Annotated in this window: 22 protein-coding genes; 5 read left to right on the forward strand and 17 right to left on the reverse strand. The window is 68.0% G+C overall.

The window, feature by feature from the left end; all coding sequences use genetic code 11:
* Positions 1-2 precede the first annotated feature (2 nt).
* From WKR98_RS28010 to WKR98_RS28040, 7 genes are read right to left on the reverse strand one after another with little or no spacing between them, the layout of a single operon-like run.
* Positions 3-1,040, reverse strand: a complete 1,038-nt coding sequence (locus WKR98_RS28010) for an ABC transporter ATP-binding protein (RefSeq protein WP_124691206.1) — start codon at positions 1,038-1,040, stop codon at positions 3-5.
* Positions 1,037-2,059 (reverse strand): ABC transporter ATP-binding protein, encoded by a 1,023-nt coding sequence (locus tag WKR98_RS28015; protein ID WP_341435276.1) that lies wholly within the window; start codon positions 2,057-2,059, stop codon positions 1,037-1,039. Before WKR98_RS28015 ends, WKR98_RS28010 begins: the two co-directional genes overlap by 4 nt.
* Positions 2,056-2,967 (reverse strand): ABC transporter permease, encoded by a 912-nt coding sequence (locus WKR98_RS28020; RefSeq protein WP_341435277.1) that lies wholly within the window; start codon positions 2,965-2,967, stop codon positions 2,056-2,058. Before WKR98_RS28020 ends, WKR98_RS28015 begins: the two co-directional genes overlap by 4 nt.
* Positions 2,964-3,878 carry an ABC transporter permease gene (locus WKR98_RS28025; protein WP_341435278.1) on the reverse strand — a complete coding sequence of 305 codons (915 nt, stop codon included), beginning with the start codon at positions 3,876-3,878 and terminating at the stop codon, positions 2,964-2,966. Before WKR98_RS28025 ends, WKR98_RS28020 begins: the two co-directional genes overlap by 4 nt.
* Before the next feature lie 7 nt (positions 3,879-3,885).
* Positions 3,886-5,424 (reverse strand): ABC transporter substrate-binding protein, encoded by a 1,539-nt coding sequence (locus WKR98_RS28030; RefSeq protein ID WP_124691210.1) that lies wholly within the window; start codon positions 5,422-5,424, stop codon positions 3,886-3,888.
* 24 nt (positions 5,425-5,448) lie between these two features.
* Positions 5,449-6,729, reverse strand: a complete 1,281-nt coding sequence (locus tag WKR98_RS28035) for a Rieske 2Fe-2S domain-containing protein (RefSeq protein WP_341435279.1) — start codon at positions 6,727-6,729, stop codon at positions 5,449-5,451.
* 22 nt (positions 6,730-6,751) lie between these two features.
* A complete protein-coding gene (locus WKR98_RS28040) occupies positions 6,752-7,765 on the reverse strand; it encodes a DODA-type extradiol aromatic ring-opening family dioxygenase (RefSeq protein WP_341435280.1) in 1,014 nt (337 codons plus the stop codon).
* Between the two features lie 305 nt (positions 7,766-8,070).
* On the opposite strand from WKR98_RS28040, the gene WKR98_RS28045 reads away from it, so the two are divergent.
* On the forward strand, positions 8,071-8,823 hold the full coding sequence (locus WKR98_RS28045) for a FadR/GntR family transcriptional regulator (RefSeq protein WP_161567926.1): 753 nt from the start codon (positions 8,071-8,073) through the stop codon (positions 8,821-8,823).
* A 38-nt stretch (positions 8,824-8,861) separates the two neighbouring features.
* Here the strand turns inward: WKR98_RS28045 and WKR98_RS28050 are convergent, their stop codons facing one another.
* Together WKR98_RS28050 and WKR98_RS28055 are read right to left on the reverse strand one after the other, a co-directional pair.
* A complete protein-coding gene (locus WKR98_RS28050; protein ID WP_124691214.1) occupies positions 8,862-9,848 on the reverse strand; it encodes a Bug family tripartite tricarboxylate transporter substrate binding protein in 987 nt (328 codons plus the stop codon).
* A gap of 37 nt (positions 9,849-9,885) precedes the next feature.
* Positions 9,886-10,956: a mandelate racemase/muconate lactonizing enzyme family protein gene (locus tag WKR98_RS28055; protein WP_341435281.1), complete on the reverse strand. Its 1,071-nt coding sequence runs from the start codon at positions 10,954-10,956 to the stop codon at positions 9,886-9,888.
* A gap of 138 nt (positions 10,957-11,094) precedes the next feature.
* Between WKR98_RS28055 and WKR98_RS28060 the strand changes: the two genes are divergently transcribed.
* Entirely contained in the window at positions 11,095-12,057 is a 963-nt protein-coding gene (locus WKR98_RS28060; RefSeq protein WP_161567929.1) for a LysR substrate-binding domain-containing protein, read from the forward strand.
* A gap of 6 nt (positions 12,058-12,063) precedes the next feature.
* On the opposite strand, the gene WKR98_RS28065 is transcribed toward WKR98_RS28060, so the two are convergent.
* Complete coding sequence (locus WKR98_RS28065; protein ID WP_124691217.1) at positions 12,064-12,381, reverse strand: YciI family protein; 318 nt, start codon at positions 12,379-12,381, stop codon at positions 12,064-12,066.
* Between the two features lie 169 nt (positions 12,382-12,550).
* Here WKR98_RS28065 and WKR98_RS28070 point away from each other — a divergent pair, with 169 nt between their 5' ends.
* Complete coding sequence (locus tag WKR98_RS28070) at positions 12,551-13,021, forward strand: RidA family protein (RefSeq protein ID WP_341435282.1); 471 nt, start codon at positions 12,551-12,553, stop codon at positions 13,019-13,021.
* Between the two features lie 283 nt (positions 13,022-13,304).
* Here the strand turns inward: WKR98_RS28070 and secA are convergent, their stop codons facing one another.
* The 4 genes from secA to WKR98_RS28090 form a co-directional block, all read right to left on the reverse strand.
* Entirely contained in the window at positions 13,305-16,049 is a 2,745-nt protein-coding gene (gene secA, locus WKR98_RS28075) for a preprotein translocase subunit SecA (RefSeq protein WP_341435283.1), read from the reverse strand.
* A 198-nt stretch (positions 16,050-16,247) separates the two neighbouring features.
* A complete protein-coding gene (locus WKR98_RS28080; protein WP_124691223.1) occupies positions 16,248-17,210 on the reverse strand; it encodes a tripartite tricarboxylate transporter substrate-binding protein in 963 nt (320 codons plus the stop codon).
* Between the two features lie 77 nt (positions 17,211-17,287).
* On the reverse strand, positions 17,288-18,169 hold the full coding sequence (locus WKR98_RS28085) for a phosphate ABC transporter substrate-binding protein (RefSeq protein ID WP_341435284.1): 882 nt from the start codon (positions 18,167-18,169) through the stop codon (positions 17,288-17,290).
* Positions 18,169-19,053 carry an amidohydrolase family protein gene (locus WKR98_RS28090; protein ID WP_341435285.1) on the reverse strand — a complete coding sequence of 295 codons (885 nt, stop codon included), beginning with the start codon at positions 19,051-19,053 and terminating at the stop codon, positions 18,169-18,171. Before WKR98_RS28090 ends, WKR98_RS28085 begins: the two co-directional genes overlap by 1 nt.
* A gap of 111 nt (positions 19,054-19,164) precedes the next feature.
* On the opposite strand from WKR98_RS28090, the gene WKR98_RS28095 reads away from it, so the two are divergent.
* The gene (locus tag WKR98_RS28095) at positions 19,165-20,229 is read left to right on the forward strand and encodes a LysR substrate-binding domain-containing protein (protein ID WP_341435286.1); all 1,065 of its coding nucleotides are present in this window, start codon (positions 19,165-19,167) and stop codon (positions 20,227-20,229) included.
* Between the two features lie 53 nt (positions 20,230-20,282).
* Here the strand turns inward: WKR98_RS28095 and WKR98_RS28100 are convergent, their stop codons facing one another.
* Complete coding sequence (locus WKR98_RS28100) at positions 20,283-21,239, reverse strand: M23 family metallopeptidase (RefSeq protein WP_124691227.1); 957 nt, start codon at positions 21,237-21,239, stop codon at positions 20,283-20,285.
* Positions 21,240-21,321: 82 nt separating this feature from the next.
* On the opposite strand from WKR98_RS28100, the gene WKR98_RS28105 reads away from it, so the two are divergent.
* Positions 21,322-21,810, forward strand: coding sequence for a DciA family protein (locus tag WKR98_RS28105; protein ID WP_341435287.1), 489 nt, complete (start codon positions 21,322-21,324; stop codon positions 21,808-21,810).
* A 230-nt stretch (positions 21,811-22,040) separates the two neighbouring features.
* On the opposite strand, the gene lpxC is transcribed toward WKR98_RS28105, so the two are convergent.
* On the reverse strand, positions 22,041-22,964 hold the full coding sequence (gene lpxC, locus WKR98_RS28110) for a UDP-3-O-acyl-N-acetylglucosamine deacetylase (RefSeq protein ID WP_124691229.1): 924 nt from the start codon (positions 22,962-22,964) through the stop codon (positions 22,041-22,043).
* A gap of 117 nt (positions 22,965-23,081) precedes the next feature.
* On the reverse strand, positions 23,082-23,585 hold the full coding sequence (locus WKR98_RS28115; protein ID WP_124691230.1) for a peroxiredoxin: 504 nt from the start codon (positions 23,583-23,585) through the stop codon (positions 23,082-23,084).
* Between the last annotated feature and the right edge of the window lie 148 nt (positions 23,586-23,733).

Here is a 23,733-nt window from a genome sequence, read left to right on the forward strand (position 1 = left end):
GCCTAGGTGCCCGTTTTCCAGGAGATGACCTGCGCGGGCGCGCCGCCTCGCAGGTGGCACTCCACCATGCCCTGTTCGTCGTGCCGCTGGGGTGGCGCCGTCGTGCGGCAGATATCGGCGGCCTCCGGACAGCGGGGGTGGAAGTGGCATCCCGGCGGCGCGTTCAGCGGATCCGGAAAACCCCGGCCCAGGTGCAGCTCGGGCAGCCCCAGCGCCGGATCCGGCGTCAGGATGGACCCCATCAGCGCCTGGGTGTACGGATGGCGCGGCGCGGACATCAGGCGCGAGGCCTTGCCGGTTTCCACCACCCGCCCCATGTACATGACCGCGACCCGGTCCGAGATGTATTCGACCACCCCCAGGTCGTGGCTCACGAAGACATAGGTCAGTCCCAGCTCCTGGCGCAGGTCCTTCAGCAGGTTCAGGATCTGCGCCTGCACCGAGACGTCCAGCGCCGACGTCGGTTCGTCGCACACCACGATCTCGGGCTTGAGCACCAGGGCGCGGGCGATCGCCACGCGCTGGCGCTGCCCGCCCGACATCTGGCTGGGATAGGCATGGGCGAAGCGCGCGGGCAGGCCGACCTTGTCCATGATCTCGCGCACCAGCCGCGTGCGCTGGGCGGCGTCGCCGACCCGGTGCACGGCCAGCGGCGCGCCGACGATCTCGCCTATGGTCTGGCGGGGATTGAGCGACGAATACGGATCCTGGAAGATGGGCTGGATCTTGCGGGCGATCTCCAGCCGGTCGAACGAGGCGATCGGGCGGCCCTCCACCGTCATCTCGCCCGAGCTGGGCCGCAGCAGGCCCAGCATCATCCAGCTCAGCGTGGTCTTGCCGCTGCCCGACTCGCCCACGATGCCCAGCGTCTCGCCGCGCTGCACCGTCAGGCAGACGTCGTCCACCGCGCGCAACGGGCGGGGCGGCTTGAACAGCCCGCCGCCCACCGGATAGGTCTTGCACAGATGCTCCACGGACAGCACCGTGGCCTTGTCCGCGGCCACGGCGGGACGCGCGGTATCCAGGGAAACCGTGTTCATTGCAGCGCCTCCTGGACGGCATGGCGTCCGCTTTCGGCCCCCGCGGCCAGGACGCAGCGGTAGTGGTGCCCCGCGCCGGCATCCCGCATCGCGATGACGCCGTGCCCGCAAGCCTCGCCCGCGTGGGCGCAGCGATTGCGGAACGCGCAGCCCTGGGGCGCGCCCACCAGCGAGGGCACGGTGCCCGGTATGGAGCCCAGGCGCTGGCCGGGACCCGCCTCGCCCCGCGTGGGCATGCAGGCCATGAGCCCGCGCGTATAGGGATGGCTGGCGCGGCCGAAAACCTGCGCCGGCGAGCCGGACTCCACGATGCGCCCGCCGTACATGACGGCCACGTCGTCGGCCATGCGCGCCACCACGCCCAGGTTGTGGGTGATCAGGATGATGGCCATGCCCATCTCGGCCTGCAGCTTCTTGAGCAGTTGCAGGATCTGTACCTGCACGGTCACGTCCAGCGCGGTGGTGGGTTCGTCGGCGATGACCAGCGAGGGCTCGCACATCAGCGTCATGGCGATCATGACCCGCTGCCGCAGCCCGCCGGACAACTGATGCGGATACTGCGCCAGCCGTTGCCCCGCCGACATGATGCCGACGCGCTCGAGCAGCTCGACTGCCCGCTCGCGCGCCTGCTTGCGGCTGGCGCGCCGGTGGCGCACGTAGACCTCGGCCAGCTGGTCGCCGATGGTGTAGACGGGATTGAGCGCGGTCATGGGGTCCTGGAAGATCATGCCCATCCGGTCCCCGCGCAGCCGCGCGATCTCGCGCGGCGACATCCGCGCCAGGTCGCGTCCCTCGAACAGGATGCGTCGCGCCGACAGCCGGGCCTTGCGGGGCAGCAGCTGCATCAGCGCCAGCGAGGTCATGGTCTTGCCGCAGCCCGACTCGCCCACCAGGCAGAAAGTGCGGCCCGCGCCGACCTCGAAGCTGACGTCGCTGACCGCGTGCAGCAGGCCGGCCGGCACGTCCATTTCCACCGACAGGCCGTCGACCTGCAGCAGGGGTTGGGAATTCGCGCTCATGCCCTGCCCTCCGGCGCCGTGATGTCGCGCAGTCCGTCGCCCGCCAGGTTGATCGCCATGACCAGCAGGAAGATCGCCATGCCGGGCAACACGATCAGATAAGGTTTGAAGAACATCATCGCGCGCCCTTCCGAGACCATCAGACCCCAGGACGGCGTGGGCGGCTGCACCCCCAGGCCGAGGAAGGACAGGGCCGCCTCGATCAGGATGACGATGGCGATCTCCAGGCTGGCCACGACGATGATCTGGTTCATGACGTTGGGCAGGACCTCGCGAAACAGCACCCGCGTGTGCGAGGCGCCGATGGCCTGCGCAGCGTGGATGAACTCGCTGCTGCGCATCTGCTGCACCACGCTGCGCGTGACCACGGTGTAGCGGTCCCAGGTCAGGAGACCCAGGATGACCACCATGGCCGTCATCGACCCGCCCACGATGGAAACCAGCGACAGGGCGATCAGCACGCTGGGCAGCGCCAGCTTGACGTTCAGCACGTACACCACGAAGGTGTCGACCCGGCCGCCGAAGTATCCGCCCACCAGGCCCAGCAGCGAACCGATCACCCCGGCGATGGCGGCGGCGCCGAAGCCCACCGTCAGCGACACCCTGGCGCCGTAGATCAGTCGGCTCAGGTAATCCCGGCCCAGCGAGTCGGTGCCCAGCACGTGCTCCCAGGAGCCCGTGGTCCAGACCGGATCGACGAGCGTCTTGGAAAGATCCTGCGCATAGGGATCGTAGGGCGCCAGCCACGGCGCGCACACCGCGACCAGCACGGCCGCCAGCACGATGCCCGCGCCGATCAGAAAGCCGACGTGCGAGCGGGCGCGCCGCCGCATGATCGCCCGCGGCGAAGTCGGATCCCTGCGCGCAGCGCTTGGGTCCGCCAGGTTTGCGTCCATGACAGTGCTCATAGCTTGATCCTCGGATCCAGGCGCGCGTTGATCAGATCCGCCAGCATCGTCAGGAAGATGTAGCAGAACGCCAGGAAGACCAGGATGGACTGCACCACGGGGAAGTCGATCTGGCTGATGGACTGGAAGGCCAGTTGGCCGATACCGTTCAGGCCGAACACGGATTCGACGATGACCGAGCCGCCCAGCAGGAAACCCAGCGACACCGCCGACACCGAGACCACCGGCAGGATGGCCGTGCGCAGCGCGTGCTTGAACAGCACCGCACGGGCCGACAACCCCTTGGCGCGCGCCGTGCGGACGAAGTCCGAGGACAACGCATCGATCATGCCGGTGCGCGTGAGCCGCATCTTGGCCGGCATGGTCCCCAGCCCCAGCGTGACAGTCGGCAGGATGAAGTGCACCCAGGTGTCCGATCCCGAGACCGGCGCCCATTGCAGCTTCACGGCGAACACGAAGATCAGGATCAGCGCGAACCAGAAGTTGGGAATGGCCTGGCCGAACACGGCCAGCGCGAGCGCCGTCCGGTCGATCCAGGTGTTGGGCCGCATGGCCGCCACCACGCCCAGCGGAATGGCGACGAGCAGCGACAGCAGCAGCGAGCACAGCGCCAGCGCGATGGTCACGCCCAGGTGATCGACGATCAGTTCCAGCACGGGCACGCGCGAGAACAGCGAGGTACCCAGGTCGCCATGCAGCGCGCTCCACACCCAGTCGAAATACTGGACGTACAGCGGCCGGTCGAGGCCGTACATGGCGGCCACGCGGGCGATCTCCTCGGGCGTGGCGGTTTCGCCCGCCAGCGCCGAGGCCAGGTCGCCGGACAATCGCAGCAGGGCGAAGCCGATCACCGAGACGGTGATGGCCACCAGCAGCGAGACGCCCAGCCTGCGGATGAAAAACTGGAGCATGCCGTCCTCACTTCCAGTGGACTTCGTAGAAATCGAGTCCGTAGACGCCGCCCGAGGTCTTGTCCAGCACCAGGTCGCGGTTGTGGATGAATACGTCCGGCTTGGTCGACAGCGGCACCACGTACGCCTGTTCGTTGACCCGGTCGTAGGCCTTCTTGTAGATGGCTTCGCGGCGCTCTTCGTCGGTGGTGGCCATGCCCTCCTTCATCCAGGCCTGGATCTGCTTGTCGTGCCAGTAGTCGCGCGCGCCCGGGGCGAACAGGAACTGGACCGGCGACGAGGCATCCGGCAGGCCGCCCGAGGTCCACAGGCTGATCAGCACCTGCTGCTTGCCCTGGCGCTGCTTCTCCCGATATCCGGCGAAGGTGATGCGATCGACCTTGGCCCGGATGCCGACCTTGCGCAGTTCTCCCGCGACCGCCTCGGCCAGCCCGGTGGACCCCGGCGTCGCGGTCAGCTCGACGTCGAAGCCGTTGGGGTAGCCGGCCTCGGCCAGCAGCTTCTTGGCGCCCGCCGGATCATAGGCCGGGGGCTTGGTCGAGTAGGCGCAGGCGCGGTGGATGGGCAGGCACAGCGCATCCGGCGCCATCACGGCATCGCCGCCCGGCGTGACGCTGCGCGCCACCAGCGTGCGATTGACCGCCATCGCCATCGCCTGCCTGACTTTCAGGTTCGACAGCGCGGCGTTGCCCGAGCGGCCGGCCGAGTCGATGGCCATGAACTGGAAGGTCAGGCCCTCGTTGGCGCTCATCTTCAGGGTCGGCTGCTTGGACAGCATGTCGGCCTGGGCCTTGTCCGATACCTTGATGAAATCGATGTTGCCGGTCGCCAGGTTGGCGATCTGGGTCTGCGTGTCCGGCATAGGCACGGCCTCGACCCGCGCCACGCGTGCCGCCGGTTTGCACGGCGTGCCGTGCGTGTAGTCGGGGTTGGGCACGAGCACGATCCTGTCGGTCGTGAAGCTCTCGACCTTGAACGGTCCGGTGCCGATCGGGGTCTTGCGGCCGAAATCGCCCTTGTTCTTGTACTTGCCGTGCAGGTCGGACGGCACGATGGGCGTGGAGTAGGCCAGCCGCAGCATCGCCGTGGGTGCCGGGCCGTTGGTGTGGATGCGCACCGTGTACTGGTCGACTTTCTCGGCGCGCTTGAACGGCGCGTAGTTCTCGGCGAAGCGCAGGCCGTTGTTGGGATCGGTCAGCCAGCCGAAGGTATAGATGACGTCGTCGGCGTCGAAGGCCGACCCGTCGTGAAATTTCACGCCGGTGTGCAGCTTCAGTTCCAGCGTCTGGTCGTCCAGCCACTTCCAGGAGCTGGCGAGATTGGGCGCGAACTTGCCGGTGCGATTGTCGAAGCACAGCAGCGGATCGAACAGCCCGCGCGAGAACATGCCCACCTCGGGATTGGGCCCGTCGTACAGGATCATGCTGGAGATGGGTTCGACCAGTCCGATGCGCAGCGTGTTCTTGGCTTTCTGCGCGTAGGCCGCGCCGGCCGTGCAGGCCAGCATACAGGTGGCCAGCATCGTGGCGAGTCTCTTGCCTTGCATAGTGTCTCCTCCTTGTTTGGCGTGTCAGCGGTCCGCCGGGGCGGGCGCCGCTTTCAGCAATCCGGCGGCGCCGGTCTCGACCGGCACGTCGGCCGGCAGCACCACCGAGGCCGAGCGGACGCGGTACAGGTCGCCGCGCCGCGCGGCCTCGGGCACCTCGCCGGCCGCCAGCGCCTTGGCCAGGCGCAGCATGAGCCGGCGGAAGTTCACGATGCCGCGGTCCGAATGGCCGAGGTTTTCCTTGGAACGGTCGACCACCGCGCCCATGCTTTCCTGCACGGCGGCGTCCTGGTTGGGAATGCCGGTGATGCCGGTGAAGTTGTCGTTGCGCTGCTTCTCGCGGTCGATGCCGTAGTCGTTGTCGGCGCTCAGCAGGGGCAGGTAGGCCTCGTCCACCGGCCCCCAGAAGCCCTTGCGTCCGCCGCGCGTCTCGCGTTCCTCGTCCGAGTACGGGCGTGCCGGGCTGGCGCTGAACGACCAGGTCCAGGTCGTGTGGTCGTCGATCGGCACCCAAGCATGGCCGTCATAGGGCTCGCGGCTGGATTCCTTGAACGCGCCCACCGGCGGGATCATCGTGTAGAACGGCAGCAGGAACTGCGTGACGCGCCAGTAGTAATGGCCAGGCTCGGCGTTGCGGCGGGCGGCGATCACCAGCCCGGCCTCGCTCTCGCTCACTTCGAACACCGGATGCCGGTCGCTCTGGTGATAGGGATTGCGCGGCCCGGAGTCCGTGCCCTCCTTGCGGCTGTGCAGGAAGGAGATGTGGCTCGAGTCTATGCCGCCTTCCACAGCCTGCGCCCAGTTGCAGCGTTGCAGCCGCTTGGTGGCCGTGCGCTGCGCGACGGGCAGCTCCGACCACTCGAATTCCGGCAGCGGCCCCTGGGTGCCTTCGGGTCCCATGTAGGCCCAGACGACACCGCCGCGTATGGCCGTGGGATAGGCCGTGATCCGCACGCGGTCCTTGTAGTTGGTCTCGTGCGGCTCGGACGGCATGTCCACGCAGCGGCCCTCCACATCGAACTTCCAGCCATGGTAGACACAGCGCAGGCCGTTCTCTTCGTTGCGGCCGTAATAGAGCCCCGCGCGGCGGTGCGCGCAATAGGCATCCACCAGCCCGACCCGGCCGCTGGTGTCGCGGAACGCCACCAGGTCCTCGCCCAGCAGCCGCAGCCTGACGGGCGCGCCGTCGGGCTCGGGCAGTTCCTCTTCCAGCAGGGCCGGCAGCCAGAACCGGCGGAACAGCTCGCCCATGGGCGTTCCCGGCCCCACCTGTGTCAGCATGTCGTTGTCTTTCCTGGACAGCACTTCTTGCTCCTTTGCCGCGGCCTTATCGCCAGGCCGCGAATGCCATGGCCGTGCCGGTACCCGCATGCGAGCGGTAGCACGGCACGTAGTCCACCAGTTCCATCTCCAGCCCGGCCTCGGCGCACGCCGCGGCCACGGGCAGCCAGTTCTTGCACTCGGACGTGCCCGATTGCAGGGTCGCCTCGTCGATGCCGCGCAGCCAGTCCTCGTCGCGCCGCCGCATGGCATCCAGCAGGGCGCGGTCGAAGGTCTCGTCGATGACGAAGTGGCTCAGCCCCCCGGAGGCGATCAGCGCCACGCGCAGCGCCTGCGGCCACGCGGCCACCGCCTGGGCCAGGGCCCGGCCGAAGTCCATGCAGCGTGCGGCGCGGGGCTGATTGGGGGGATAGAAGGTGTTCAGCATGAACGGCACGTGCGGCAGCACGCTGCCCTTCATCAACCGTTGATAGACGAAGCCGAAGGCATGCGGCATGCCCGTGGCCGGACCGGGTCCGCGCTGCGGCATCTCGTCGGACTGCGCCAGGTCGAAGCCGGCGTCGGCCAGCGCGGCGCCCAGGTGGGCCGCCAGTTGCGGGTGGCCGGGGTAGCGCGACGACACGGCGGGCTTGATGGCCGTTGCCGAAATGGCAATGGCCGGCGACAATTTCGCCAGGCGCTCGGGATGCACGGGCTCGTCGGCGACCTCGGCCCCCGCGTACATCCACAGCGCGGGCGTCAGGCGCGCGCCGAACACCTCGCGCTGGTCGTTGCCGACGATGATGGCCACGTCCACGCGGGCTTCCTGCAGGCGCGCGGCCAGTGATTCGACCGCCTCTGCGCAGCGCTGCGCATGGCCGGCCATGGCATCAGGCGTGACGCGTTCGTCCAGGCCTTCCGCCGCCCGCATCGCGGCCAGTTCGTCGAAGCCGTAGGTGGCGCCGCGATAGGGATGCGCCGTCTCCGCCCGGTCCGCTTCCACCCGCAGGCGCCATTTGTCGGGAGGCGTGGAAAGCTGCGGCCCGTGCGAGGTTCCCAGCCCGAGGACTATTTGCGCCATGCCGCGCCCCTCGAGCCATATCGATGTGTCCCCATTTGCCCGTTTTCTGGTAAGTTATTTTAATAGTCATACTGTATGAGTGATCACCAGGAGTGTCAAGGCCGCTCCCTCGCGGCCCGACACGCGCGCGGACCGGGCAGGCCGTCTTAACGCATTGATTCCGTAATGTTTTTTGATGAGATGAGCGGATTTTTTAGTGTTTATACTGAGCCCGGGTCGCCGTATCGCGGCAGGGGGCCCGAGGTCATGAGAGCGGATATAATCGCTCATACAGTCTGCGACTTATGAACGGTGGAACAGAAAAAATGGCACGTACGAGAGCCGATCTACCTGTGTGGCGCGCCGGACGCACCGAATCCACGGCCATGCGCGTTGAAAAACAGATCAAGGAAGCCGTGCTCGACGGCAAGCTGCAACCCGGCGATTTCCTGGGTTCCGAGAACGATCTGGCCGAGCAGTTCCAGGTCAGCCGCCTGCCCATCCGCGAAGCCATGGGGCGCTTGCAGGCGCTGGGCGTGGTGGACGTGCGCACGGGCGCGGGCGGCGGCACGCGCATCGCCAATGGCAACGACGCGCCGGTAGTCGAGGCGCTGGCCATCCAGCTCAAGCTGATCGGCGTCGGCTCGGACGAGGTCTTCGACGCTCAGCTCATCATCGAGGCCAGCGCCGCCGAGATCGCCGCCAAGCTCGCGAACGCCGACGACATCGCCAAGATGGAAGCGTGCCTGGCACGGGTCGAGGAACTGGTGTCCTCGCCGGAAGACTTCACGCCGGAGAAACTGACCACCGCCTCGCTGGCCTTCCACCAGTCCATCGTCGACGCCTCGCACAACCAGTTCCTGTCGTCGATCATGAAGGCGATCTCGTACGTGCTGTACCGCTCGGTCAATCCGTACACGACGCCGGCGGTGGGCAAGCGGCTGGTGCAGCGGCACCGCAAGATGCTGGCGGCCATCGTGGCGCGCGACGGCGAACTGGCCAGGCAGCTGCTGGCCGACCACGTGGCCAAGGTCCGCGCCAAGCACGGCGCCGCGGACAAGAATACGGCCGGCAACTGAACCGGCCCGGGCGGCCCCGCGGGCCGCCCGCCAAGCGGTTAGTCGACCTGGATGTTGCGCGCCTTGATCAACCGCGCCCAGCGCGCCTGCTCGTCGCGCATCAGCGTGGTCATCTGCGCCGGCTGGTTCAAGGCGGGAACCGAACCGATTTCCTTCAGGTTCTCGATCATGGCCGGATCGGCCAGGACCCGCGCGATGCCCGCGTGAATGGCCTGCACCTTGTCGGCGGCCATGCCGGCGGGCGCCAGCACGCCGAACCAGCTCACGCCATCCACTCCCGGATAGCCCTGCTCGGCAATGGTGGGAATCTCGGGCGCCGACGGGCTGCGCTCGGTGCCCACCAGCCCCAGGGCCTTCACCTTCCCCCCCTTGAGCAGCGGCAGCGCCGCCGGCAGGTCGACGAACACGCCGGCGATCTGGCCGCCCATGACGTCGGTCAGCGCGGGCGCCACCCCCTTGTAGGGCACGTGGACGAAGTTGCCGCGCGTGGCATCCTTCATCAGCTCCATGTACAGGTGCGTGATGTTGCCCGTCCCCGCCGAACCGATCGGAACGGGATTCGCGGACTGGCGCGCGTAGGCGACGAACTCCTTCATGTCCTTGGCCGGCAGTTGCTTGCCCACGAGCAGGGCGGTGCCGTTGGCCACCACGCGGCCGATCGGACTCAGGTCCTTCAACGGGTCGTAGTTCAGGTCCTTGTACAGGACGGGGCTGATGGTCAGCATGCCCGAGGTCGCGAACAGCAGGGTCCCGCCGTCGGGCGCAGCCTTGGCCACCGCCTGCACGCCTATCGTGCCGTTGGCGCCGGGGCGGTTGTCGATGATCACGGTCGCCTCCAGCTGCGGCCCCAGGCGCTCGGACAGCTTGCGCGCGATCAGGTCGGCCGGACCGCCGGGCGAGAACGGCACGACCATGCGGATCTGGCGCGGCAGCGGCTGGGCGGCGGCGTTGCCGGCCAGCGTCGCGGCCAGCAGGAACAGTGCGGATTGCAGGAGGGGGCGGCGGGGAAGCATGGTCAATTCCATGGACGTTCCTTGAAAAGAAATGTACGGACGGACGCGATCAGGACGCGCGGCGGACGACGCCCACGCCCGGGCCTTCCGGAACGTGGAGATGGCCGTCCACGACCTTCAGGCCCTCGAACGGATCGTTCAGCAGCTTCTGGAACTCGGCCAGCTCGCAGGCATAGGTGATGTTGGGCAGCGCCACGGCCAGGTGCAGGGCATGGGCGGCCAGCAACTGGCTGCCGACGTTGGCGCCCATCCGGCATCCCAGGTGCGCGACTTCGCAGATGCGCGCGGCCGTCTGCACGGCGCGCAGGCCGCCCATCTTGGGCACCTTCAGGCTGACCGCGTTGATCGAGCGGCTCGCCGCCAGGCGGTAGGTCGACGACGCGTCATAGGCGCTTTCATCGGCCTCGATGGCGATGCTGGAGGCGCGCGTGACTTCCTGCAACCCGTCCAGGTCGTCGGCCCGCACCGGCTGCTCGATGATGTCCACGTCGAATTCGACGGCCCGCTGGGCGAACACGATGGCGTCCTTGGCGCGGTAGGACTGGTTGGGGTCGGCCACCAGCCGCACGGCGTCGCCCACCTGGCGCCGCACCGCGCGCAGGCGCTCGATGTCCTCGCGCACGGAACCGCCCACCTTGAGCTTCAGGTGGCGGTAGCCCTGGTCCACCAGGCGCTGCGCGCGCTCGGCCATCTCGGGAGGCGTCTTCAGGCCCAGCATGCGGCAGATGGCGATACGGTCGGTGGTCTTGCCGCCCAGCAGCTCGTACAGCGGCACGCCCAGGAGCCTCGCCTTCAGGTCGTGCAGCGCGCAGTCGATGGCCGCCTTGGCGGGATTGTTGCCCACCAGCGCGGCCTGAACGCGCACGAGGTTCGCCTCGATCGCCATCGCGTCCTGGCCGACCAGCGCCGGGCAGATGCGCTGCAAGGCGCCTTCCACCCCCAGCGCCGTCGCGGCCAGATGGGGAAAGGCCGCGGCATAGCCCCAGCCTTGCGTGCCGTCCTCGGCCGTCAGGGTCAGCACGACGGCATCGTTGGTCGGATAGGCCTGGCCCGCGAATTTCCAGTTGGGATCTTCGTCGGGCAGGCTCAGGTGTTCAAGGGAAAAAGCGGTGATCTTCAAGGCACTCTCCGGCATGGCAGGGATGCGGCCACTCTATCAGCGGCCCGGCCGTGCGATCATTCGCATTCGGGCGGCCGGGCAAACCAAATGGTTATGGGTCGGCCTCCACCCTCTCCTTCCTGCCGTCGGGGTTCATACATGGAAGCCGAGCGATCGATCGAGCGCGTGCTGACCACCCAGGTCAAGCTGCGCCATCTGCTGATGTTCAAGACCGTGGCCGAATGCGGTGCCTTGTCGCGCGCGGCGGAAACGCTGCACATGTCGCAGCCCGCGGTGTCCAAGACCATCCACGAACTCGAGACGCTGCTGGGCGAGCGGCTGCTGGATCGCACCGCCAAGGGCGTCGTGCCCACCGTGTTCGGTAGCCACGTCCTGCGCTATGCCCATTCGCTGCATGCGGAACTCAAGCGCGCGGCCGAGGAACTGACCGCCCTGCGCCAGGGATCGGCCGGCAAGCTGGCGATAGGCAGCTACATGGTGGCCCTGCCCACGCTGCTGCCGCGCGCGCTGTCGCTGTTCTTCGCCGGCGGCGACGCCACGCGCGTATCGGTGGTGGACGGCAGCAAGGAAAGGCTGCTGAGCGGGCTGCAATCGGGAGAAATCGACATCGTCGTGGGACGCATGTCCGAGCAGGACGGCCACGGGCAGATCCGGCAGATCCCCTTGTACTTCGAACCCATCGTGCTGGTGGCCGGACGCCAGAATCCGCTGGCGGACAAGGCCGCGCCCACGCCCGCGGACCTGGCCGCGCAGGAATGGGTCATGCCGCACGCGAGCAGCGTCGCGCGCACGCCCATCCATATGTTCTTCGCGCGCGAGGGGCTGGACCTGCCCGCCCGCATCGTCGAGACCCTGTCGTTCCCGCTGATACGCGCGCTGCTGCTGCAACGGGACATCGTGGCCGCGCTGCCCTGGCAGATCGTCCAGGCCGACATCGAGCAAGGCATCCTGGCCAAGCTGCCGGTGGACATCGGCTATCCCGCCCTGCCCGTGGGCATCATCACCCACGCCCACAACAGCTTGTCGGCCGCCGCGCTGCGCATGGTGGACAGCCTCGAGCAGGCCGCCGGCGAACTCTACCACCGCCCGCCCGCGGCCTGATGCCGGTCAGTTGCCCTCGGCGGTGGCGGGCGCGGCCGCCGGATTCCATTGTCCGCGCCGCATGCGCGAGATCTTCACGCTCTTGAACAGGCCGGCCTTGCGGAACGGCTCGTCGCGCGAGAACGCCTCGGCCTCGGCCAGGCTGCCCACGTTCAGGATCAGCACGCTGCCCGTGCGCCCGACGCCGTCCTCGGCCAGCATGGCCCCGCCCAGCACCAGCCTGGACTCGAACCGGGCCAGATAGTCCAGATGCGCGGGCTTGACCTGCTTGCGGATCTCCGCCGCGCCGTCGTCCCGGTCTTCCTGATAGATGATGTACAGCATGCGTGCTCCTTGTCGAAACGGCCATGATACGGAGCCCCCGGCAGCGGCCGCATTCCAGTTTCGCCCGCGGTTCCAACCGGATGGTTATGGCCCCGGCGCGAAAAATCAGCCCGCGCCATGAGCCCGGGCGAGAGAATGGCTTCCTTTGTCATCATCGGGAGTCCCACCCATGCCAAGCCCCATCGACGCCCGCCTGTCGGCCCTGGGCATCGTCCTGCCGCCCGCGCCCGCGGCGCGCGCCGCGCGCATCCGCATGGCGCGCAAGCTGGGCAACCTGCTGTTCGTCTCGGGCCAGTTGCCCAGCGTGAACGGGCAACTGCGCCACGTCGGCCGCGTGGGCGACACCCTGGACCTGACCCAGGCCCAGGAGGCCGCGCGCGCCAGCGCGCTGAACGTGCTGGCCCAGGCCCACGCCGCCCTGCCCCACGGCCTGGACGACATCGTGTCGGTGGTCAACCTGCGCGGCTTCGTCGCCGCCACGCCGGACTTCGTGCGCATCGCCGAGGTGGTGAACGGCGCCTCGGACCTGATGGTGGAGGTGTTCGGGGAAGCCGGCGCCCATACACGCACGGCCGTGGGCGTGAACAGCATGCCGCACGGCGTGGTGGTCGAGATCGAGGCCATGTTCGAGGTGGTGTAGCCCCCCCCTACGCGCTTACGCGCGCCCCCCAGGGGGCGAAACCGGCGGACTGGCAAAGCCAGATCCGCGGTTTCCTGGGTCTCGTACGCGCTTCTTGGATTGGATCACCGTTGCTACCGCTGGCTGCCAGCGATAGCAACCGCGCCAAACCCAAGATAACGGTACTAGACCCAGGATGCGGTGGATCCGGCTTTGCCGCTCCACCCGCATCGCCCCCTTGAGGGGGCCCGCGCAAGCGGGTAGGGGGTGGGCCTACCAGGAAACTCGCGTAGGGGGTTCCCCCCTACGCGAGTTTCCCGTGGCACTGCTTGTACTTCTTGCCGCTGCCGCAGGGGCAGGGATCGTTGCGTCCGACCTTGGGCAGCACGTTGCGCATCGGTTCCTGTCCGGACCCCGCGGCCGCATTGGCGGCGGCCAGGGCCTCGTCGTAGTCGGAGTGGTGGTACTGCACGTTCTGCACGTGCGGCAGGGCGGCGTCCTGCTCGACCTGTTCCACCTGCTCGGCCGACTGCACGCGCACGGTCATCAGCACCTTGACGACGTCGTTGCGGATGCGGTCCAGCATGTTGGAGAACAGCTCGAAGGCTTCGCGCTTGTATTCCTGCTTGGGATTCTTCTGGGCGTAGCCGCGCAGGTGGATGCCCTGGCGCAGGTGGTCCAGCATGGCCAGGTGCTCGCGCCAGTGCGTGTCGATGGACTGCAGCAGGATGGAGCGTTCGAACTGGCCCCACATCTCGATGCCCACCAGGGTCACCTTGGCATCGTAGGCGTCGGCCGAGGCCTTGAGCACGCGCTCGAGCAGGTCGTCGTCGGTCAGGTTGGGTTCGGCTTCCACCATCTCGGCCAGCGGCAGCTCGACCTGCCATTCCAGCTCCAGCGCCTTCTGCAGGCCCGGCACGTCCCATTGTTCCTCGACCGAGTCTTCGGGCACGTAGCCGCGGAAGGTCTCGGTGAAGGTGGCCACGCGCAGGTTGGCGACCACGTCGGCGATGGAGGGGGCTTCCAGGACTTCGTTGCGCTGGGTGTAGATGACCTTGCGCTGGTCGTTGGCGACGTCGTCGTACTCCAGCAATTGCTTGCGGATGTCGAAGTTGCGGGCCTCGACCTTGCGCTGGGCCGACTCGATGGAGCGGGTGACCATGCCGGCCTCGATGGGCTCGCCCTCGGGCAGCTTGAGGCGCTCCATGATGGCGCGCACGCGGTCGCCGGCGAAGATGCGCATCAGCGAATCTTCCAGCGACAGGTAGAAGCGCGACGAACCCGGATCGCCCTGGCGGCCGGCGCGGCCGCGCAGCTGGTTGTCGATGCGGCGCGATTCGTGGCGCTCGGTGCCGATGATGCGCAGGCCGCCGGCGGCCTTGACCTGCTCGTTCAGCGGCTTCCATTCGTCGCGCACGCGGGCGATGCGGATGTCTTTCTCGGTCTCGGACAGCGCGTCGTCGGCGCGGATCAGGTCCACCTGCTTGTCGACGCTGCCGCCCAGCACGATATCGGTGCCGCGGCCCGCCATGTTGGTGGCGATGGTGATGTGGCCGGGCTTGCCGGCCTCGGCCACGATCTCGGCTTCGCGCGCGTGCTGCTTGGCGTTGAGCACCTCGTGCTTCAGGCCGGCCTTCACCAGCATGGCCGACAGCAGCTCGGAATTCTCGATGCTGGTGGTACCCACCAGCACCGGCTGGCCGCGCTTCTGGCAATCGCGGATGTCTTCCAGGATGGCGTTGTACTTTTCCTGGTCGGTCTTGAAGACCTGGTCGTTCTGGTCGGCGCGGATCATGGGCCGGTTGGTCGGCATGATCACGGTCTCGAGGCGGTAGATTTCCTGGAACTCGTAGGCCTCGGTGTCGGCCGTGCCGGTCATGCCGGCCAGCTTCTCGTACATCCGGAAGTAGTTCTGGAAGGTGATCGAGGCCAGGGTCTGGTTCTCGTTCTGGATCTTCACGCCTTCCTTGGCCTCGACCGCCTGGTGCAGGCCGTCGGACCAGCGGCGGCCCACCATCAGGCGGCCGGTGAATTCGTCGACGATGACCACTTCGTTGTTCTGCACGACGTAGTGCTGGTCGCGGAAGAACAGGTTGTGCGCCCGCAGCGCCGCCATCAGGTGGTGCATCAGGCTGATGTGGCGCGGCTCGTACAGCGACTCGCCCTCGGGCAGCAGGCCCTGGCGCTCCAGGATCTGCTCGGCCTTCTCGTGGCCGGCTTCCGACAGGTAGACCTGATGGCTTTTCTCGTCCACCCAGAAGTCACCCTCGGGCTCGGGCTCGTTGGACTTGGGCTCGGACGCCATCCGGGTCAGCAGCGGCGGCACCGCGTTCATCCGGATGTACATCTCGGTATGGTCTTCGGCCTGGCCCGAGATGATCAGCGGCGTGCGCGCCTCGTCGATCAGGATGGAGTCGACCTCGTCGACCACCGCGTAGAACAGCGCGCGCTGGCGGCGGTCCTCCACGCGGTATTCCATGTTGTCGCGCAGGTAGTCGAAGCCGAATTCGTTGTTGGTGCCGTAGGTGATGTCGGCCCGGTAGGCCTCGATCTTTTCCTCGTTGGGCTGCTGCGAGACCACCACGCCCACCGACAGGCCCAGGAACTTGTACAGGCGGCCCATCCAGGCCGCATCCCGCTGCGCCAGGTAATCGTTGACCGTCACCACGTGCACGCCCTTGCCGGCGATGGCGTTCAGGTAGGTCGGCAGCGTCGCCACCAGGGTCTTGCCCTCGCCCGTGCGCATTTCGGCGATGCGGCCGCTGTGCAGCACGATCCCGCCCAGCAGTTGGACGTCGAAGTGGCGCATGCCCAGCACCCGCTTGCCGCCCTCGCGCACGACGGCGAAGGCCTCGGGCAGGAGGTCGTCCAGCGACTCGCCGTTCTGGTAGCGTTGCTTGAACTCTTGCGTGCGGGCCGTGAGTTGCTCGTCGCTGAGTGCGGCGGTCTGGGACTCCAGCGTGTTGATCCGAGCGACCAACTTGCCGTACTGCTTCAGCAGCCGGTCATTGCGGCTGCCGAAAATTTTCTTGAGCAGAGAGGAAACCATGCGCGATATTTGCAAGCAACCGGGGCCGGGCCGTGGCCTAGCATCCCAGCCGGGATAGGGGATAAGCCAGCCAGTTTAGCACCGTGGGAGGACGTTGAATCGCGCGCCCCGTCCGCATGGACATCCCCGCCCGGCCGCCGCCCCGGCGGCTGGGCCGGCCCGGAGACGGCGCCCGCCCCTGGCCGGGACCGGTCCGGGTCAATCCCGGGTGAGCCTGGCCTCCTTGACGATGCGGGCCATCAGTTGCCTGTCCTGGACGAACAGTTTGCCAAACTCATCGACGTTCATGGCATCCGGCGCCACGCCCTGGGTGGCCAGGCGCTCCTTGATGACCGGCATCTCCAGCACCTTCGCCACGGCGGCGTTGATGCGCTGGACCACCGGCGCGGGCGTGCCGGCGGGCGCCAGCAGGCCGAACCACGACTCGAACACGTAGGAAGGCAGGCCGGCCTGGGCGATGGGCGGCACGCTGGGCAGCAGGGGCGAGGGCTGGCGCGAGGTCACGCCGATGATGCGCAGCCTGGCATCCTGCAGGTAGGCGCCAACGCCGGCATTGGGCACGATCACCGCCTGCGCCCGCCCGCCGGCCACGTCGTTGGCCGCTTCCTGGGTGGATTTGTAGGGGATGTGCAGCATGTCCAGCCCGGCCGTGCTCAGGAAATAGGCCATGGCCAGATGGGTGGAGCTGCCGATGCCGGCCGAGCCGTAGTTCAGCTCGCCCGGGCGCTTCTTGGCATAGGCAATGAATTCGGCCACGTTCCTGGCCGGCAGCGCGCTGCTGATCATCAGCACGTAGCTCTGGGTGCCGATATTGGCCACCGGCGTGAAATCCTTGACCGGGTCATAGTGCGGCTTGGCGCCCAGCGCGGCCGTGACGAAGTGGCTGGACGCGGCCATGAGCAGCGTGCGACCGTCCGGATCGGCCCGCCCCACGTTGGACGTCCCGATGGCGCCGCCCGCGCCAGGCCGGCTTTCGATGATGATGGTCTGGCCCAGCTGCTGGCCCAGTTCCTGGTAGAACGTGCGCGCCAGCAGTTCCCGGGCTCCGCCCGCCGCGAACGGCACGACGATGCGGGTGACCTGGCCGCCCACCTGGGCCTGCGCGGGAAGCGTGGGAACGGCGGCCGCCACGCAGGCGGCCAGGATTGCGAACCATTTCATGTTGTCTCCTGGGAATGAAGGCGACGGCCCCCGCCGCCGCCATAGTCGTGGCGGACCGGCCCCGTGGCCGGCTCCGGTCACAGCACGCGGGTCACGTCGTCGAACAGCTCGTCGACGGCATAGCGGCGCGGAATCAGTTTCTGGTCGTAGGCGTAGTGGATGATCAGTTCCAGCGCATGGCGGTTGGGCTCCACGCCGAACGGCGTCAGATCCGGCCCGCCGGCGTCCCGCCGGGCCGCGGCCTTGCTTTCCTGCAGCAGCCGGTAGACCTCGCGGACCACCTCCGGACGCGTCTCGCACAGCGCCCGGTCCACGGCCACCATATGGTTGATGGGCACCATGGCGTGCCGGGCACCCCACGCGGCGGCGGCCGCATGGGGATCGGGCAGCACCGGCGCCAGGCGCGGATCGTCGGGCAGGTCCGTGCCGATGATGGCCGCGTCCAGTTCTCCCGCCAGCAGCATCTCCACCATGTTCCGGCCCTCGGCCCGCGTCACCCCGGGCGGATCGGCAAATTCGGCCAGGTGCCCGTCCTCGAACGTCACCCAGCGTATTCCGTTCAGGTCCACCCCATAGTCGTCGGCCAGGATGCCCCGCACCCAGGCCACCGTGGTCTGGGCGTAGGCCCGGATCCCGATGCGTTTGCCGGCCAGCTCCGCCACCCGCAGGCGGCCACGCTCGACGTTGTGGACCAGGCAGTGATGCTGGTAGCGGCCCGCCCCCACCACGGCCGGCATCAGCACCAGGGGCTTGCCGTAGGCCTTGGCCTGCAGGAAGGTCACCAGCGCCAGCTCCGCCACGTCGAAGGCGCCCTCGCGCACCACGCGCTTGAACGCCCGGTTGGCGGTCTTGACCGGATCGAACTCGAAACCGACGGACGCCGATGCGAGCTCGCCCCGTTTCAGGGCCAGCGTGTTCGGATAATCACCCAGCAGGGTGCGCAGCATCGTCGAACCCATCACGCCCCCCTTGCCGAGGCGGCGTCCAGCGCGGGATACAGAGCCCGGGCCGTGCGATGGAAGATCCATTCCCGTTCTTCGCCGGACAGCGAGGCGGTGGCCTCCAGGGCCTCGCCCAGCAGGCTGGCCAGGCTGCCCGCCGATGCCGGGAAATTCGATCCCCAGGCGATGCGGCGGACGCCGAACACGTCGATCGCGCGCCGCAGGAAGCTGGCCTGCGTGGCCGCCCCTTCGCGGGCCTCCCGGACGTTGTGGGTGGTGAACTTGAAGAACAGGTTGGGATGGTCCGCCAGCGCGAACAGGCTGGCCGCCGCCGCATAGGGTGGGCCGTCGTCCAGCCGGGGCCGGGCGAAGTGGTCCAGCAGCACCCGCACGCGCGGGAAGCGCCGCAGGATATTCTCCAGTTGCGGCAGGCCATCGGCCCGCAGCTGCACGCACACGGGGATATCCAGTTCCTGCGCCTGCTCCCAGGCGGGAAAGCCCAGCGGGTCGTCCAGCCGCGCGGCGTGGTCGGCCGCGGTGTGGCCGGCGATGAACACGCGCATGCCCTGCAGCCCGCGGCCGTGCCAGTAGGCGACGCGCTCGGCGGCGCCGGGCTCGGCCAGGCCGATCGAATAGACGCCGATGAAACGGTCCGGCCGGGCGGCGACGGAATCCGCGACATAGCTGCTGTCGTGGCCATAGCAGGTGGAAGCCTGCACCAGCGCGACCTGCGCGATGCCTGCCTCGTCCATGGCCGCCAGCATGGCCTCGCGCGTGACCGGCCGCTCGCGCGACCAGTCGGACTGCCGGCCGGACAGCGGCGCCAGCGGATAGGCCTGCTGGTCCGAGGCGATGACGTGGGTATGAAGATCGATGATCGATGTCGGCTTGGGATGGGACACGGGGACTCCTGATCGAAGGCGCCCATCATGCCCGCATCAACATAAGCAAACCACTTAATAATCCGGCGATTATCATAAGCATTCACTTATGAAATTCCGGAGAGATCCGCCATGGCGAGACTCGACTGGTACATCCGCGCCAACCTCAAGCCGCGCCACCTCCAATTGCTGGTGGCGCTGGACGAGCTGCGCAACCTGGGCAAGGTCGCCGCCAGCCTCAACATCACCCAGCCGGCGGTGTCACTGGCTCTGTCCGAGCTGGAGAAAGGCCTGGGCTTCAAGCTGTTCGACCGCACGGCCCGGGGGGTGCAACCCAACGTCTACGGCGAATGCCTGATCCGCCAGGCCCGCGTGATGCTGAACACCCTGGCCCAGACCCGCGACGAGTTGCGCGCGCTGCTGTCCGGCGCATCCGGCCGGGCCGCGCTGGGCGCCATGCCCGCGATGACTTCGGCGCTGGTGCCCCAGGCCCTGGCCGCCCTCAAGCGGGTTTCGCCCACGACCACGGTGCACGTGCAGGAAGGCTCGATGAACACGCTGCTGCCGCAGTTGCGGCGCGGCGACCTGGACGTCCTGGTGGGCCGCCTGTCCAGTTGGCCGTCGGCGGACTTCGAGGAAGCTCCGCTGTTCGAGGGGTCGAGCATGGTCGTCGTGGGCCGCCAGCATCCCCTGGCCGGGGCGTCGTCCCTGCACTGGCGCGACCTGGCCCCCTATCCCTGGATTCTGCCGCCGGTCGCGTCCCTGCCCCGGGAGCCGCTGGAGGCCGTGTTCCAGGAACACGACATCGCCATGCCCAGCGACTACATCGAAACCCTGTCGGTGCCGGTCATCGCGACCTACCTCCAGTCCACCCAGGCCGTCGGCCTGCTGTCCCGCGTCGCGGCGCGGCACTACAGCGATCTCGGCATGCTGGCCATCCTGCCGCTGGAACTCCCCGGCCTGTTGCGCCCCATCGGCCTGACCTGGAGCAAGCAGCGCGCGCTGTCCCCCGCCAGCGAACGCCTGATGCACTGCCTGCGGGAGGTCTCGGCTGATTATGGTCCCCCCCCTACGCCCTTCGGGCGCCCCCCAGGGGGCGATGCGGGTGGACCGGCAAAGCCGGATCCACCGCATCCTGGGCCCGGCGCCGGGCCGCCCCAAGGCGGGCCCAGGCCCCCTCGGGGGGCTGCCGCGTAGCGGCTGGGGGCTCACCATCCAGGGCGCGCGTCAGCGCGTAGGGGGGCCTCTCTCTAGTCCAGCGGTCCGGGGGCTGGCAGGGTGACGACCTTGGAGAACGGTTCGACGGGCTGTTTGCCGGGGCCGTGGGTCAGGAAGTTGTTGGGGTTGACGGCGACGCCGCCCAGCCGCACCTCGAAATGCAGGTGGGAGCCGGTGGAGCGGCCGGTGCTGCCGACGGCGGCGATGCGCTGGCCGCGCTTGACCAGGTCGCCCGGCTTGACCAGCAGCTTCGACGCATGGGCATAGCGGGTGACCAGGTCATTGCCGTGGTCGATGTCTATCATGTAGCCGTAGCCGGAATGGAATTCGGCCACCTGCACGACGCCGCCCGCCGCCGCCACGATGGAAGTGCCCGACGGCGCGGAGAAATCCACCCCTTCGTGCAGGGAGCGCGTACCGGTGAAGGGGTCGACCCGCCAGCCGAACGAGGAACCGTTGTACCCCTGCGTGACGGGCATGACGGTGGGCGTCATGGCCTTGCGCACCGACAGGGTCGTCAATTGCGCGTCCAGGACGCTGAGATAGTCGGAGCGCTCGGCCAGTTGGGCTTCGAGATGATCGAGTTCGGAGCTGACGTCCTGGGGCGACATGGGCTGCGGCGACACCAGCAGCCCGCCGCGGCCCGGCACGCCCTTGGCGGAAAACGCCGGGGACACCCCCGCCAGGCCGGCGACGCGCTCGCCCAGCGCATCGAGCTGCATCAGCTTGGCCTGCATTTCACCCACGCGCTTGGCGAGCAGGTTGATGTTCTCGCGCAGCACCGCCTGCTGGCGGGCTTCTTCGCGGCTGCGCTCGGACAGGCCGGAATCGCTCCAGGGCCAGGCGATGCCGGACGCGGCGTAATTCAACAGTACGGCCCCGAGAATCAGGGCGGCACCGATTGCGGCGATCATCCCCGCAGCGAAACGGGGGGTTATGGTCAGCGTCCTCGCCTCGGACAGGCGCGGATGCACTATGATGATCTGCACGGAACGTGCCTCCTGGCGTGAGAGACGCGCCTTGCTCGGCGCCCCGTATCCTCTTGAATGTTCCCGAGACTCCAGGGAGTTCGTGATCGAAACTTTTCGTACCCGGCCCGCCGCGCCCTTCCGGAAGCGGCGCAAGCCGCAGACCCAGGCAGATCCCGCGCAGTACACCGCCACGCTGGCGTGCCTGGGACGTGACGGCAAGGGTGCCAGCCTGCTGGGCACCGCCCGCCGCCTGCTGGACCTGCAACGCCAGGTCTGCGCCGCCCTGCCCGCGCCCCTGGGCCCAGCCTGCCACGTGCTGCGCTTCGAGGATGGCCAATTGACGCTGGGCGTACCGGCCGCGGCCCATTCGGCCAAATTGCGCCAGCTGGCGCCCCGGCTGGTGGCGGCCTTGGAAAAGCAAGGGTGGCAGGTTAACGGAATCGCCGTCCGCGTTCAAGCAACGCTTACCCGTCTGGAAGAGACCGGATTGTCCCGCCCGGCCCCGCGGGCCCCGACTCGCCAGGCCACCGAGCTGGGCACCCAGGCCCTGGCCGAACTGAAAAAGAGGTTACCCCCCCCTACGCGCTGACGCGCGCCCCCCAGGGGGCGATGCGGGTGGACCGGCAAAGCCGGATCCACCGCATCCTGGGTCTAGTACCGCTGTCTTGGGGCGTAGCATTGTTGCTATCGCTGGCTGCCAGCGGTAGCACCGGTGATTCAGTTCAAGGTGGTTTCCCTAGACCCAGGAAACCGCGGATCTGGCTTTGCCAGTCCGCCGGTTTCGCCCCCTGGGGGGCGCCCGTAAGGGCGTAGGGGGGGTCACACGGTCACCCAGTCTTCGCGGAAGGCTTGGGGGGCGACCGACTTCGATTCGAAGGTGGCCAGTTCCCAGGCGTGGCGGCGCTCCAGCAGGGCGCGCACGAGCTGGTTGTTCATGCCGTGGCCCGACTTGTGGGCCACGTAGCGGGCGATCAGGGGCTTGCCCACCAGGTACAGGTCGCCGATGGCGTCCAGGATCTTGTGCTTGACGAACTCGTCGTCGTAGCGGAGCCCATCGCTGTTCAGGACGCGGAATTCGTCCATCACGATGGCATTGTCCAGGCTGCCGCCGCGCGCCAGGCCCGCGGCGCGGAGGTTTTCCACGTCCTGCATGAAACCGAAGGTGCGGGCGCGCGCGATTTCCTTGATGTAGGAATGCTTGGCGAAGTCGATTTCGGCGAAATTCGACGTGGCGTCGATGGCCGGATGGTGGAAGTCGATGGAGAAGGCCAGCGAGAAGCCGTCATAGGGTTCGAGCCGGGCCCATTTGGCGGAGGCGCCTTCGCCCTCGCGCACTTCGACCGGCTCCAGCACCCGGATGAATTCCTTGGCCGCGTTCTGTTCCTCGATGCCCGCCGATTGCAGCAGGAACACGAAGGTACCCGCGCTGCCGTCCATGATGGGCACTTCCTCGGCCGTCAGGTCCACGTGCAGATTGTCGATGCCCAGGCCCGCGCAGGCGGACATCAGGTGTTCGACGGTGGAGACCCGCACGTCCCCCTGCTGCAGCACCGACGCCATGCGCGTGTCGCCGACGGCCATCGCGGAAGCGGGCAGGTCGACGGGTTCGGGCAGGTCGATGCGGTGGAAGACGATGCCGGTATTGGGCGCCGCCGGACGCAGCGTGATCTCGACGCGCCGCCCGGAATGCAGACCGACTCCGGTGGTTCGAGTGACGCTTTTTATTGTGCGCTGGCAAAGCATGGCGGCTAGGAATCCGGGTTAATACTATATTGTAACGTTTCCGTGTTAGAGCGGGTCGGACGCCACAGGTTCCGATACGGCCGCGCACACCGTGCCGCGGCCGTGCCGGAAACGGAATTACAGCTGCTTGAGCAGGGTTTCCGCGTCGCTGATTTCGTACTTGCCGGGCGCCTCGACGTTCAGCACCTTGACGGCGCCGTCGTCCAGCAGCATGGAATAGCGCTGCGAACGCACGCCCATGCCACGCTCGGTCAGGTCGAACTCCAGGCCCAGCGCCTTGGTCCACTTGGCCGAACCGTCGGCCAGCATGCGGACCTTGCCCTGGCTGCCCTGGTCCTTGGCCCAGGCACCCATCACGAACGCGTCGTTGGTGGCCACGCACCAGATCTCGTCCACGCCCTTGGCCTTCAGGGCGTCATGGTTCTGCAGGTAGCTGGGCACGTGCTTGGCCGAGCAGGTGGGCGTGAAGGCGCCCGGCACGGCAAACACGGCAATCTTCTTGCCCTTGACCAGATCCGCGACCTGGAACGCGTTGGGGCCGAGCGAGCAGCCCTCGGTCTCCACGGCGATGAACTCGGTCAGGGTACCGTCGGGGACGCGATCGCCTACTTTGATGGTCATGGAAGACTCCTAAAAAAAATGTCCCCCCCTACGCGCTGACGCGCGCCCCCCAGGGGGCGAAACCGGCGGACTGGCAAAGCCAGATCCGCGGTTTCCTGGGTCTAGTGGGGACTGGTTGGGTTGTACCACCGGTGCTAGCGCAGGCAGC

The sequence above is a fragment of the Pigmentiphaga sp. YJ18 genome, from assembly GCF_038066655.1.
Lineage (GTDB): Bacteria > Pseudomonadota > Gammaproteobacteria > Burkholderiales > Burkholderiaceae_B > Pigmentiphaga.